A 12,973-nucleotide genomic window follows, 5' to 3' on the forward strand; every position below is an offset into this window, starting at 1 on the left:
GCTAGCCGATTACGCGGCTGGTTTCGAGGTAAGCGTCGAGAGCCTCCTTGGCGTTCCGCGGCTCGAATCCCGCCGCCCGGATCTTGCCCAGGTCCAAGACGCTGTTGAGCGGGCGGGGTGCGGCGGCCTTGCCGCGGAAGTATTCCTCGGTGGTGACGCCTGTGACGGAGTCCCGTGTCGCACCGCTGAGCTCGTAGACATCGGCGGCGATGTCAGCCCACGACTGCGGCTCACCCGCGTTGCTGAGGTTGTACGTGCCGTAGCTGGCACGGGAGTCAAGCAAGTGTTTGATTCCCGCGGCGATATCTTCGGTGAAGGTCAAGCGGCCGATCTGGTCGTTGACCACGGAGGGTTCAATCCCGCGTGCAGCGAGGGAGGCCATGGTGCGTACGAAATTGTTGCCCTCGCCAATGACCCAGCTGGTGCGCACGATGTAGTGCTTGGGAACGACGCTGACCACGGCGTCGCCGGCGGCCTTCGTCTGGCCGTACACGCCGAGCGGCGAGACAGGCTCGTCTTCACCATGTGTCTCGGCAGCACCGTCGAATACATAGTCCGAGGAGACATGCACCAGGGTCAGATCGTGCTCGACGGCGGTCCGGGCCAGGCGGGCGACGGCAGTGACGTTGGACTCCCAGGCAGCCTGGCGGCCTTCCGGGGTTTCCGCTGCGTCGACGGCGGTGTAAGCGGCCGCGTTGACGATGGCGGAGTAGTTCTTCCAGTTCTTACGCGCAATCGCATCCGGTGAAGTGAGGTCAAACTCAGCGCGGCCGGCAAACTCGACCGAGGCATCGCCGTCGTACAGTTCACGAAGCGCTTTGCCGAGCTGGCCGTTGGCACCCAGAACAAGCGTCTTTTTCGGGGCCATCGGACGCACGTCCGCCAGGCGCGGATGTGCTTTGTCTTTGTCCGAGAGCTCGGCGCGCTCCAGCGCGATGGGCCAGTCGATCGCCGCTGTCTCGTCGGCCAGGTTCAGGAAGGTGTACTGGCCCTGCGCGTCGGCGCTCCAGTGGTCGTTGACCAAGTAGGTGTACGCGGTGTTGTCTTCCAGGGTCTGGAAAGCGTTGCCCACGCCCCTGGGGATGAAAATAGCCTGGCTTGGATCCAACTCGGCGGTGAATACGGCACCGAAGGACGGCCCTTCGCGCAAGTCCACCCAAGCGCCGAAGATCTTGCCTGTGGCCACCGAGATGAATTTGTCCCAAGGTTCGGCGTGGATGCCGCGGGTGGTGCCGGCTTTTTCGTTGAAAGAGATGTTGTTCTGCACGGGCTTGAAGTCCGGAAGCCCCAGGGCCACCATCTTCTCGCGCTGCCAGTTCTCCTTGAACCAACCGCGGTTGTCGCCGTGGACGGGAAGTTCGTAAAGAACGACGCCGGGAATCGGCGTTTCGCGGGCACTCAGTTGCTTGGAAAACTCAATCGACATGGTCTACTGGCCCTGTTCCTTGTACTTGGCTTCGGTCTCGGCCTTCTGCGGACGCCACCAGGATTCGTTGTCGCGGTACCACTTGATGGTGTCTTCGATGCCGGCTTCGAAGTTCGAGAACTCGGGCTTCCAGTCCAGCTCGGTGCGCAGCTTCGTGGAATCGATTGCGTAACGGAGGTCATGGCCTGGCCTGTCCACCACGTGGTCGTATGCGTCGATGTCCTGGCCCATGTGGGTCAGGATCAGCTCCACGACATCCTTGTTGTTCTTCTCGCCGTCAGCCCCGATGAGGTAGGTCTCGCCGATCCGGCCCTTCTCGATGATCGCCAGGACTGCGGAAGAATGATCGTTCGCATGGATCCAGTCGCGTACGTTCTCGCCCTTGCCATAGAGCTTCGGGCGGATCCCGTCGATCACATTCGTGATCTGGCGCGGGATGAACTTTTCCACGTGTTGATAGGGGCCGTAGTTGTTCGAGCAGTTGCTGATGGTGGCCTGCAATCCGAAGGAGCGCACCCACGCGCGGACCAGCAGGTCCGAACCGGCCTTCGTCGAGGAGTAAGGGCTGGAGGGGTTGTAGGGGGTGTTCTCGGTGAACCGTTCCGGGTCATCGAGCTCCAGGTCGCCGTAGACCTCGTCGGTGGAGATGTGGTGGAAGCGCTTGTCGTGCTTCCGCGCGGCCTCGATCAGCGTGTACGTGCCGATGATGTTGGTGTCCAGGAACGGACGCGGGTCATGCAGGGAATTGTCGTTGTGGGACTCTGCGGCGTAATGGACCACGACGTCGGCCGACGCCACAAGGGGCTCGACGACGGACGGGTCCGCAATGTCTCCCTGGACGAACGTGAGCCGCTCGCTCGGCAGGTGCTTGATCGACTCCAGGTTCCCGGCGTAGGTGAGCTTGTCCAGCACCGTGACATGGTGGTCCGTGTTGGCAATGACGTAGTGGACAAAGTTTGAACCAATGAAGCCGGCGCCGCCGGTGACAAGGAGTTTCTGCATGCAGACAGCTTACCGGCTGAATTTCCCGGGCCCGGTGGCCGGCAGTGGGCTTACTACGGGTGCAGCCCTCAACGTTGCGATGCGAGGAACCGCCGTCGCGCCTCAAGCATTAGGCGAATCAAGACCACCCGTGCCGCGAGAATGACACGAAGGGACCTCCAGCCGCGAGGCGTTGCATTGTCCTCATGGAGTCGCCGAAGCAGGGTGCTGCGGTCCAGGTGCGTTATCGATCCCGATACATTGCCGACTATCGCCAGCCATAAGTCGTGCGATTCGCGAAGATACCCAGGGATCGGACTGAACAGCTCAAGGATGTCCCGGCGGAATGCCATGCCGCAGCCATAGTAGGCGCGATAGCCTACGAGGATTCCGAAGAGGTTGGCCAGGTGGCGCTGACTGTCCGCTGAATCCAGCTTGGGAATGCTTGGCCTTGGCCCCCCATTCAGGACGTCAAAGTTGCTGGCGACGACGGCGGACGTCGTCAAGGCCGTCAGCATGGAATCAACGCGGCCTGCTGTCCACACGTCATCCTGATCGGCCAGAAAGATGAACCTGCCTCGGCTCGCGAGGACTGCCTGCCCAAAGGACTTGACGTACCCTTGGTTGGTTTTCGCACGAATCAACCTGATGCGCGGATCGGCAAGAGCCAAGATCTTTGCGACCGTGTCATCCGTTGAAGCATCGTCGACAATGACCACCTCGTCATCCCCAGAGAGCTGGGAAAGGATCGATTCCAGCTGCTCGTGGATAAATTTTGCCCCCATGAACGTAGCCATGCAGACACTGACTCGGGTGCGCGGCGCGGAATCTTCTTCTGCGTAGTTCATGTCCCCACAGTTCAATCGTGTGAAATAGGTGTTTTGGCTGGCGATGGTTGTCGGCCGACCGCAGCACCATCTTAGGCGACGGTCACGGGCACCGCCCGGTCCTGCGCCAACGGTCCAGATGTCGTACAGACGGCAAATTGATATAGTTTGGACAACATGGAACCCTCCCCCACACCGCGCGTCTTGGTGATCATGCCTGCCTGGAACGAGGCTGAAGCCGTTGGCGACACCGTCCTCGAAGTGCTCGCAGCCAGTGACCACTATGACGTACTGGTGGTTAACGACGGCTCCACTGACGACACTGCCGCGATTGCCGAGCAGGCCGGCGCCACAGTGTTGAACCTTCCTTTCAACCTAGGCGTTGGAGGGGCGATGCGAGCCGGCTTCAAATATGCCCGCCGCCTAGGATACGAGAGAGTGATCCAAGTCGACTCGGACGGCCAGCACGACCCCCGCAGCATCGATGAGGTGTTAGCCGGACTGGAGCATGCGGACATCTGCATCGGGGCCCGCTTCGCCGATCGGGGGAACTACAAGGTAGGCGGCCCGCGCAAATGGGCCATGCAGTTCCTTGCGAAGGTCATCTCATCGCTCGCCAAAACTCGCCTGACCGATGTCACGAGCGGGTTCCGCGCGGCGAATGACCGCGCGATCAGCCAGTATTTGGACCACTACCCGGCGGAGTATCTCGGAGACACGATCGATTCCCTGGTCGTTGCAATTCGATCCGGGTGCACGGTAACGCAGGTGCCGGTGGAAATGAGGATCCGCCAGGGCGGAACTCCTAGCCATAATCCAGTCAAAGCAGCAGTCTATTTAGGAAGATCCGTCTTCGCGCTCCTCTTGGCCCTCACCCGGAAGCCCTCGAGAGCGCGCACGGCAGCACCCGGTCTTCCCGAAATCTCAGGAGTCTAGCGTGGCAAATCTCGCCGCTTTCCTGGTAGCGCTCGTTATTGTCGCGCTCGTCGTCGAAATGCTTCGCCGGAAAAAACTTCGCGAAAAGTACGCCGCGCTTTGGCTCCTTGTCGGTGGTGCCACACTTATCCTCGCGGCATTCCCAAGGCTGCTGAATATTGTCGCTGAGCTTGTCGGCGTCCAGCTGCCTTCAAACCTCCTTTTTGCTATGAGCATCCTCATGCTCCTTGGCGTGTGCCTGCACCTGTCCTGGGAAATCTCCGTCGTGGAGGACGAGACAAGGGCCCTTGCCGAGGAAGTGGCCATCCTGCGGACGCAGCTGGAATCGCTCGCTCAAGGCACCTCTTCCCGCGACGCAGGCACCCGCATGGCTGAGGCCAAGGCTGAGTCCCAAGCCATAGACCCGTTGCGAAATCCTACGGAAAGTTCAGACGCTTAAATGCCACTAGACATCTTTATCCCTTACTGGGGCGACCCTGACTACATGAAGGAGACCGTCTACAGCGTTCTCCGGCAGGACAACGAGGATTGGCTGCTGACAGTAGTCGACGACGCCTACCCCGGAACCGAAATCAGCGAGTTCATGGCGGGCATCGAGGACCATCGGGTCAAGTACATCCGCAAGGAACAGAACGCTGGCATTACTGAGAACTACCGGACCTGCGTCTCGCTTGCCACCCAGGAAGTGATGGTAATTCTCGGCTGCGACGATATCTTGCTGCCGAATTACGTGGACGTCATTCTCGCCGCCCATCGCAGCTTTCCTGACGCCGCTATCATCCAACCCGGGGTGGAAGTCATCGACGAGAAAGGGCAGCCCGTGCCCACCCTTGTCGATGTGGTGAAGCAAAGGATCATCAGGCCCAAAGGCGGTGGTCGGCAACTGATGGCCGGAGAGTCAATCGCGGCCAACCTCATGCACGGAGACTGGCTTTACTGGCCGTCCCTTGCCTTCCGCACGGACAAAATCCGACGGGTGGACTTCCGCGACGGCTTCCCGATCATCCAGGATCTCGCCTTGATCATGGACATGATCTTCAACGGCGATCAGCTACTTATCGATCCACAAGTTTGCTTCCAGTACCGCAGGCATTCAAACAGCGCATCTTCGACCAAACTCGTGGATGGCTCCCGCTTCGCCGGCGAACGGGAGTACTTCGAGGTGGCCGCAGCCCAAGCCGATGAACTCGGTTGGACGAAGGCGGCCCGGTCGGCAAAGCTCAGGCTAACCTCCCGCGCACACGCTGCAGCCCTCCTTCCCAAAGCGGCCGCAAGTCGCAACAACGCCGCCGTCAAGGCCCTCGTCCGACACACTTTCGGAAAATAAGTTCCGCTACGAAAGGTCCAATGGTGACTTCTGCAACTAGTCCTGTCCGCCCCGGCGGTACCGTCCTCGTCACGGGCGGCGCCGGCTTCATCGGCTGCGCTGTTTCCCCCGCACTTGTCGAAGCCTTCGACCGGGTAGTCGTTGTCGACAACCTGCATCCCCAAATCCACGCTTCCGGTGAGCGGCCCGCGGAACTGCATCCGAAAGCCGAGCTCGTCGTCGCCGACGTCGCCGATGCTGCAACCTGGGACACTGTCTTGGCGGATGTGACTCCCGACGTCGTGATCCACCTCGCCGCCGAAACCGGCACAGGCCAGTCCCTGGAAGAGTCGACCCGCCACACTCACGTCAATGTCGTAGGCACTTCCCAGCTTCTCGATGGCCTGAACCGCCACGGCAAGCTCCCGCGGCGGATCGTGCTGTCCTCGAGCCGTGCGGTCTACGGCGAAGGCGCCTGGGCAGACGCCGACGGCAAGTTGTTCTACCCTGGCCAACGCACCAGCCAGACCTTGGACAAGTCCCAGTGGGACTTCCCGGGCGCTACCCCGGTAGCCATGAAGGCGTCCGAAACGTTCCCCGCCCCCGTCAGCGTCTATGGGGCCACCAAGCTTGCCCAGGAGCACGTCCTGCAGGCCTGGGCAAAGTCCTATGGCGTCGAAACCGTCATTCTGCGGCTGCAGAATGTCTACGGCCCAGGCCAGTCGCTTATCAACCCCTACACGGGAATCATGAGCCTGTTCTGCAGGATGGCCATGGGGGGCAAGTCAATCCCCCTTTACGAAGACGGAGAGGTCCGCCGTGACTTCATCCTGATCGACGACGTCGCGTCGGCCATCGTCGCGGGGGCGGTCTCCTCCACCGTCCAGGGTGAGCCGATGGACATCGGTTCGGGCGAGTACCAGACCATCGGCACGGCTGCTCAGCTTATCGCCGCGCACTACAACGCCCCTGCACCCCACGTCACCGGCCAATACAGGCAGGGCGACGTCCGTCATGCATGGGCAGACGTCACGGCCGCGGCAGAGGTCCTCGGCTGGAAGCCGCAGTACAACCTGGCCCAAGGCATCGATCGCCTCGCTAACTGGATCGACGTCCAGCCCGACGTCCAGCCAGCCTGACGAGGACGGAAAGACGTTGTCTTCCACTGCCGCTATCGTTTCCCTGTATAACCCGTCCGAGGACGTGCTCGCCAACGCCGCGGCACTCCTCAAACAGGTGAACAGCGTGGTCGTAGTGGATGACGGTAGCCCCAATGACCCCACCAGAATCCTTAACGAACTGGCCGGGATGGGTTGCAACGTCGAGCGTCTCGCTGAAAACTCCGGAATTGCCGCCGCGCTGAACGCCGGCATTTCCGTCGCCCTTTCGGGGGCCGCTAAGCCAGACTACATCCTCACGATGGATCAGGACTCGCTGCTCGACGACGGCTATGTCGCCGCCCTGCTATCGGCGGCGACGGCCGCCTTTGCCGCTAATGTCCGCGTCGGCATGGTGGCGCCAGGTTCCGTCAGAGGGCTCCCTGTTCGACGCGGACCCGTCATGAACGGCATACAGCTGGGCGGCGAACCCATCCAGTCGGGACTCCTTGTACCAGTCCCGGTGATCGAGCGGCTAGGCATGTTTCAGTCCAGCCTTTTCATCGACGGAGTGGACAGCGAGTTTTACCTTAGGTGCGCCGCTGACGGACTGTGCGCTGTGATCGCTCCGGATGCGGCTCTGAACCACACACTGGGGAGTCCTGCCAGGGCCACGCTCTTTGGCCGGGAGCTGTCCTTCGCCGGCCACCCGCTGAATATCCGTACCGCGGCTGACTGGCGCTACTACTATCTCTTTCGGAACCGGATCCTCCTGTCGAGGCAATACGGCCGCCGATTTTTGCTCTGGACCGTGAAAGGGTTCATGGCGGACTACAGGCACCTTGCCATCGTTACCTTGTTTGCCCCGCATCGGCGAGTCCGACTGCACAACGCACTGCGTGGTGTCATAGACGGCTTGCGTGGCGTTTCCGGTCCACGGCGTGCCGCGAGTGCGATTCGTCCCCGCATCCGAAAATAGACACGATCGGCGCGAAGTTCGGACCGCTAACCCGTCGCAACTGGGTTGAGCACGTTTTTGATCAACGGGGCAAGTTCCTCCGATGCCAACGCACTTATGTGGTTGATGTCTGCGTACAGGGCCGTTCCGCCGATAAAGGCAGGACACCGTCCATCGACGCAAAACCAATCCTTCGTTGGAACGAAGACTGCGTTGGCACCGACGCTGGAAATCGCCCGGGCCTCGACTGCGCTCTGGTTGTCGAATTCAGGTTTTCTGACCGTAATGCAGTCGCCCGGAGTGCTGAACCTCGTGATGCACTGGCTCGGTTCGGCCTTGGCCGGGGCCGGGGCCTCCAACAAGACGTAGCGCGCACCAACCGACGTTACAAACTTCCCCATCTCACTGATGTTGTGCTGCCACTCGGCGTCCGCAGCAGCGCCTGTCGCCTTACTAGCCAAGTGCCCATCGTTTCGCAGGAATGACGACACCACCGTGTCGGGTCGAAGTCGCTTCATCTCGCCCTGAACCCAACTCTTGAACTTCACGCATTCCTCGGCCGATGCATCCGCTGCCGGCTGGACCAACGTCGGCGAACATGCGGCCACCGTGTAGATGTAAACCTTCCAGTCTCCGCCCTCCAGCGCCTTGCGGATCCCCGGCACAAAACTCATCGTCGTAGAGTCCCCGAAAACCATGAGGGTCCGTTTCGCGGACTCGGGCCCGTAGATGCAGCGCTTCGCGTTCACGATCACATCTTTGTCGTGCGCCAAAGGAGACAGAGTACCGCCCAGGCAGCCGTCCTTAATCCACTCAGTGGGTTTGGCCAGAGCACCATCGGGACCCATTTCGGCCGGGTTCGGCGTAAGTGTCGGCCACACGCTGGCCCCCAAAGCTGCTTTCAATTGTTCCTGGCGTCCGGAGACGGTTGCTGCAATTGAGTTCTGCTGGCCCGCGGCGTCAGACGTCGCCGGGCCAATGGTCGCCGATTGTTGACCGACGGTCGCAAATGCGATCAAAGGGGCACACACAACTATGGCGACGAAAGCCGCAGCACCTGCAATCGAGCGTCGACGTCGAGCAGGACCAGAGCGCTTAGGCAAAGACGCAGACCTCTGGAGCGAACCCCAAGGTGACTTTCGAATCGGATCCTCGACAAACTTGAACGATGCGATCGACAGTGCGGCCATTACTGCCACAGCGATTACGTAAAATCGTTTGGATTCAACCGGGACAAAGGCGACAAGCAGAACTATCACCGGGAAATGCCAAAGGTAAAGCGAGTAAGAGATTTTGCCGATGTACCGGCTGACGGGATTGGTCAGAACCCATGCGTGGCGATCATAGTGGCCATCATGGGCGCCAGTCCCGGCAAGGATGACCAAGCATGATCCGAGGACTGGGAACAGGGCAAATGGACCGGGAAACGGCGTTTCGGGCGTGATGAGCAGCACCGAAGACAACAGGACTGCCAAGCCCAGCCACAGCAAGGCGACGCGGATTTGCCGGACAAAACCCTCGAAGTTTGCGGTGAGAACTGCCAACAGAGCGCCTGCAGCCAGTTCCCATCCTCGGGCGAAGGTGGAAAAATAGGCAACCGTGTGACTTGTTTGCGTTTCCCAAAGCGAGAAAGCAAAAGACAACGCCAGGGGTAGCGCTATGACGACGGATAATATCGTCAGGGTTCCCCGGTTGTTTGCCTTCCAACGACGCGCAAGGAAGAGTGCGCCCAGGATGATCCACGGCCAGACAATATAGAACTGCTCTTCGACACCCAGGGACCAATAGTGTTGAAGAGGCGATACGGAGGAGCCCGAATTCATGTAATCGGTCCCAAGAATCGCGAATCGCCAGTTAGCTGAAAAAAGCAGTGCCCAGAATGTGTCTCCGGCGATGGCCGCGGCGCGTCCACCGTAGAAAATAATGTACGCCGCGGTCAAGGTTGCGCTAAGTACCAAAACGGCGGCCGGCAAAATGCGTTTTATTCGGCGAATATAGAACTGCTTAAAGGAAATCCGTCCAGTGTCCATGGCCTCCCGAAGGAGTATTCCGGAAATCAAATAGCCGGAAATGACGAAGAAGATATCCACGCCGACAAAGCCGCCTTGGGGCCAATGGACGAGGTGGTCCAGCACAACCGCTAGCACTGCAACTGCGCGGAGGCCTTCAATGTCCAGCCGGCGCTTGTGTCCCGAGGATTTCTGCCGCGCCCGAGTCGCAGTCCCGACAGCCGTTGCTGAAGACATATCTACTAATTCCACTCATCTCGGCTTCCAGGACCCGTTGATCTTACCAAGCAGACGACCTCTGGTTTGCCGTGGCGGGCCCTATACGGAAGGATTGAGCCCATGCGTGGAATAATCCTGGCCGGTGGAACTGGATCCCGGTTGCACCCGATCACCTTCGGTATCAGCAAGCAACTAGTTCCGGTCTACGACAAGCCAATGATCTACTACCCCTTGTCGACGCTCATTCTGGCTGGGATCCAGGACATCCTCATCATCACTACACCCCACGACGCGGAGCAGTTCCAGCGCCTCCTCGGCGACGGCTCGCAGTTCGGCATCAACCTCAGCTACGTTCAGCAGCCCTCCCCCGACGGACTGGCTCAGGCCTTCATCCTTGGCGCGGACCACATCGGAAACGACACCGTCGCTCTGGTCTTAGGCGACAATATCTTCTACGGCCAAGGGATGGGAACACAGTTGCGCCGGCACGCCAACATCGACGGCGGGGCAGTCTTCGGTTACTGGGTCGGCGACCCCAAGGCTTACGGTGTGGTGGAATTCGATAAGACCGGGAAGGCAATCTCCCTTGAGGAGAAGCCTGAAAAGCCGAAATCCCATTACGCCGTTCCGGGCCTGTACTTCTATGACAACGACGTCGTCGATATTGCCAAGAATCTGCAGCCGTCAGCACGAGGCGAGCTGGAAATAACCGATGTGAACCGCACATACCTCGACAGAGAAAAACTTCACGTCGAAATTCTCCCCCGCGGAACGGCGTGGCTTGATACCGGGACCTTCAACGACCTCAATGATGCGTCCAACTTCATCCGTACGGTAGAGAACCGTCAGGGCCTCAAGATCGGCGCGCCCGAGGAAATCGCTTGGCGCCAAGGCTTCCTGACTGACGACGAACTCCGGCAGCGGGCCGCTCCTCTGGTGAAGAGCGGGTACGGCCAATACTTGCTAGGACTCCTCGACGGCTAGGACCTCAAATTCAAAGGTCGTCGAACATCCTTAAGTTACAGGTGGAGTCCAATTGAGTTGGTATGCAACGCTTCCAGTTTTTCTTGCCAGCTTGGCGGTTCTCTTTGTTCCCGGGGGCTTGATCGCAGCATCGCTTGGCCTACGGGGTCTGACGTTCCTCGCAGTCACACCTGCGCTCAGCGTTTTCGTTGTCGCCGGCACCGCTATCGTCCTTCCTTATTTGGGGATCTCCTGGTCGTTGATGCCCGTCATCGTCGCTGCCGTCGTGTTCGCGGCTGTCTTGTTTGCGGCGAGCTATCTAACCCCGGACAAGCTCTCCTTAAGATTTGGACTAAACCTCAAGCGGCCCACAGCCACTGCATACGCCGCGATAATCGGTTTTTTGGTCGGCAGTATCTCCATAGCGTTCCAACTTCGTCAGGCCTTCGATCGGCCGGACAACATTTCCCAGACGTTTGACAACGTTTTCCACCTCAATGCAGTCCGCTACATCCTCGACACCGCCAATGGCTCGTCGCTGACTCTCACGAGCATGACCAATGGCGACAATCCGCCGTACTTCTACCCTGCGGCCTGGCATGACCTCGCATCCCTCGTAGTGCAGATCACCGACGCTCCAATCAGCGTCACGGCGAACGTCCTGAATATCTGCATTGCGGCAGTAGCCTGGCCCCTCGGTTGCATGTTCCTGACAAAGGTGGTCACCAAGGGAAATGGCTACGCCGTAGGTGCCGCGGGCCTCCTCGCGGCCGGGTTCAGCGCGTTCCCCCTATTGTTGTTGGATTTCGGCGTTCTGTACCCGAACTTCCTCGCACTTAGTATGCTTCCGGCGGCATTGGCTGGGGTCGCCGTATTTTTTAACGCCGGCAATGTCACGGGGATACCGTGCCTCGCTCGTTTTGTGCTCGCGCCGAGCCTTGCAGCTGGACTCGCGATTGCGCATCCGAATGGCCTGATGTCCCTCGTGGCTCTGTCTGCGCCCATCCTCCTCTTCAGCTACGGTCGGTATTGGGTACGTAAACATAAGCAAGGTGAGGGCTACAGAGGCGTCGCCCTTTTTGGAATCGCCTTGCTGCTCGCCTTCGCCATCATGGCCGTCATGTGGAAGCTGATCAGGCCGCCAGTGGAAGCGTCGGGCTGGCCGACCGTACAGACTGTGGGCCAGGCGGTCGGAGAGGTCGTTACGAACTCTCCAATGCGTCACAGTCCGGCTTGGGCGGTGAGTGCTTTGATGCTTTTAGGAATCGTGGTCGTGGCACGGCGACGGCATAACTTGTGGTTTCTAGGGTCATTTCTCGTCACGGCGGTACTGTTTGTCGTCGTCTCGGCGGGACCGGACCAGTGGTTCCGGAATCAATTGACCGGTGTCTGGTACAACGACAGCTACCGGCTTGCTGCCCTGCTGCCAATCGTGGCCGTGCCCCTCGCCGCGGTCGGTCTGGGTTGGCTCATCGGGCAGAGTCGACTTTGGTGGATCTCAGGACGAAGGACTGGACGCCGATGGTTCGTAACGCAGAACCGGGCTCGGGCGACCGGGGTCGTTGTGTTACCCCTGGTTCTGTTTGGGGCCGCTCTCGCGCTTCAAATGCCTCCGATCGGTGGCGAAATAGCTTCCGCCCACAAAATCTACGCAACGACACCCAACGCTCCCCTGGTGAGTAAAGACGAAATGGCTCTGCTTGAGGAGCTCGACAATTACGTTCCGCAAAACGCCACGATTGCGGCCAATCCTTGGAATGGCTCGGCGATGGCCTTCGCCCTGGCCGACAGAAACACAACATCCAAGCACACTCTTACGACGTATACACCTGCGGTCCTCGTGCTGAACGACCACCTCCGTGACGCCGCCGGCGACCCTGAGGTGTGCAAGGCGGTCCACGCGACCGGCGTCGGCTATGCATTGAATTTTGGGACTCAAGAGGTTCATGGAGAGAACCACGGATTCAAGGGACTCTTGATTGAAAACGGGACTCCGGGCTTCCAGCTTCTAGCGCAGGTCGGCGAGGCGAAGCTCTTCAAAGTGACTGCTTGCGGTTAGTTTGACAGCCCCCGGTCGCTAACGCCCCCCGCCGGAACGTCGCAGCCGCCAGCCGAGGGCCCCTCCTCGCAGCCACGCTGGAAGGCATTGACCGCGCTCGGCGCCGGGCCGGTTCCGACTGGCGGGCGCCAAGCTAGGACCCTGAGCCCCGAAATGCGCCGAGACGCCCCGCCAGCGGCGGGGCGTCTCGTG

At 60.1% G+C, this 12,973-nt stretch carries 11 protein-coding genes; 7 read left to right on the forward strand and 4 right to left on the reverse strand.

Translation table 11 applies throughout. The features are described from left to right. Position 1: 1 nt before the first annotated feature. The 3 genes from J2S96_RS07620 to J2S96_RS07630 form a co-directional block, all read right to left on the reverse strand. The gene (locus J2S96_RS07620; RefSeq protein ID WP_306861496.1) at positions 2-1,426 is read right to left on the reverse strand and encodes a bifunctional dTDP-4-dehydrorhamnose 3,5-epimerase family protein/NAD(P)-dependent oxidoreductase; all 1,425 of its coding nucleotides are present in this window, start codon (positions 1,424-1,426) and stop codon (positions 2-4) included. A 3-nt stretch (positions 1,427-1,429) separates the two neighbouring features. Next, the gene (gene rfbB, locus J2S96_RS07625; protein WP_306861498.1) at positions 1,430-2,428 is read right to left on the reverse strand and encodes a dTDP-glucose 4,6-dehydratase; all 999 of its coding nucleotides are present in this window, start codon (positions 2,426-2,428) and stop codon (positions 1,430-1,432) included. Positions 2,429-2,496: 68 nt separating this feature from the next. Further along, positions 2,497-3,255 carry a glycosyltransferase gene (locus tag J2S96_RS07630; RefSeq protein WP_306861500.1) on the reverse strand — a complete coding sequence of 253 codons (759 nt, stop codon included), beginning with the start codon at positions 3,253-3,255 and terminating at the stop codon, positions 2,497-2,499. Between the two features lie 156 nt (positions 3,256-3,411). On the opposite strand from J2S96_RS07630, the gene J2S96_RS07635 reads away from it, so the two are divergent. Genes J2S96_RS07635 through J2S96_RS07655 form a run of 5 tightly spaced genes read left to right on the forward strand, consistent with a single transcriptional unit; the run spans position 3,412 to position 7,552 of the window. Next, a complete protein-coding gene (locus tag J2S96_RS07635; protein ID WP_306861502.1) occupies positions 3,412-4,170 on the forward strand; it encodes a glycosyltransferase family 2 protein in 759 nt (252 codons plus the stop codon). Position 4,171: 1 nt separating this feature from the next. Next, positions 4,172-4,609, forward strand: a complete 438-nt coding sequence (locus tag J2S96_RS07640; RefSeq protein ID WP_306861504.1) for a DUF2304 domain-containing protein — start codon at positions 4,172-4,174, stop codon at positions 4,607-4,609. Next, entirely contained in the window at positions 4,610-5,497 is an 888-nt protein-coding gene (locus J2S96_RS07645; RefSeq protein WP_306861507.1) for a glycosyltransferase family 2 protein, read from the forward strand. It abuts the gene before it with no gap. Positions 5,498-5,517: 20 nt separating this feature from the next. After that, positions 5,518-6,615: an NAD-dependent epimerase/dehydratase family protein gene (locus J2S96_RS07650; protein ID WP_306861509.1), complete on the forward strand. Its 1,098-nt coding sequence runs from the start codon at positions 5,518-5,520 to the stop codon at positions 6,613-6,615. Positions 6,616-6,631: 16 nt separating this feature from the next. Then, positions 6,632-7,552, forward strand: coding sequence for a glycosyltransferase (locus J2S96_RS07655; RefSeq protein ID WP_306861511.1), 921 nt, complete (start codon positions 6,632-6,634; stop codon positions 7,550-7,552). A 26-nt stretch (positions 7,553-7,578) separates the two neighbouring features. Here the strand turns inward: J2S96_RS07655 and J2S96_RS07660 are convergent, their stop codons facing one another. Continuing rightward, positions 7,579-9,777, reverse strand: a complete 2,199-nt coding sequence (locus tag J2S96_RS07660) for an acyltransferase family protein (RefSeq protein WP_306861760.1) — start codon at positions 9,775-9,777, stop codon at positions 7,579-7,581. 102 nt (positions 9,778-9,879) lie between these two features. On the opposite strand from J2S96_RS07660, the gene rfbA reads away from it, so the two are divergent. Both rfbA and J2S96_RS07670 read left to right on the forward strand, forming a co-directional pair. Next, positions 9,880-10,743 carry a glucose-1-phosphate thymidylyltransferase RfbA gene (gene rfbA / locus J2S96_RS07665; protein ID WP_306861513.1) on the forward strand — a complete coding sequence of 288 codons (864 nt, stop codon included), beginning with the start codon at positions 9,880-9,882 and terminating at the stop codon, positions 10,741-10,743. A 91-nt stretch (positions 10,744-10,834) separates the two neighbouring features. Next, positions 10,835-12,781 (forward strand): DUF6541 family protein, encoded by a 1,947-nt coding sequence (locus tag J2S96_RS07670; protein WP_306861515.1) that lies wholly within the window; start codon positions 10,835-10,837, stop codon positions 12,779-12,781. Positions 12,782-12,973 lie beyond the last annotated feature (192 nt).

Origin of the sequence: Arthrobacter bambusae (genome assembly GCF_030812595.1) — a bacterium.
Classification (GTDB): domain Bacteria; phylum Actinomycetota; class Actinomycetes; order Actinomycetales; family Micrococcaceae; genus Arthrobacter; species Arthrobacter bambusae_B.

Coding starts and splice junctions, on each gene's coding strand:
- rfbA (WP_306861513.1), top strand. CDS start 9,880: ATGCGTGGAATAATCCTGGCCGGTGGAACTGGATCCCGGTTGCACCCG.
- rfbB (WP_306861498.1), bottom strand. CDS start 2,428: ATGCAGAAACTCCTTGTCACCGGCGGCGCCGGCTTCATTGGTTCAAAC.
- J2S96_RS07645 (WP_306861507.1), top strand. CDS start 4,610: ATGCCACTAGACATCTTTATCCCTTACTGGGGCGACCCTGACTACATG.
- J2S96_RS07660 (WP_306861760.1), bottom strand. CDS start 9,777: ATGTCTTCAGCAACGGCTGTCGGGACTGCGACTCGGGCGCGGCAGAAA.
- J2S96_RS07630 (WP_306861500.1), bottom strand. CDS start 3,255: ATGAACTACGCAGAAGAAGATTCCGCGCCGCGCACCCGAGTCAGTGTC.
- J2S96_RS07620 (WP_306861496.1), bottom strand. CDS start 1,426: ATGTCGATTGAGTTTTCCAAGCAACTGAGTGCCCGCGAAACGCCGATT.
- J2S96_RS07650 (WP_306861509.1), top strand. CDS start 5,518: ATGGTGACTTCTGCAACTAGTCCTGTCCGCCCCGGCGGTACCGTCCTC.
- J2S96_RS07635 (WP_306861502.1), top strand. CDS start 3,412: ATGGAACCCTCCCCCACACCGCGCGTCTTGGTGATCATGCCTGCCTGG.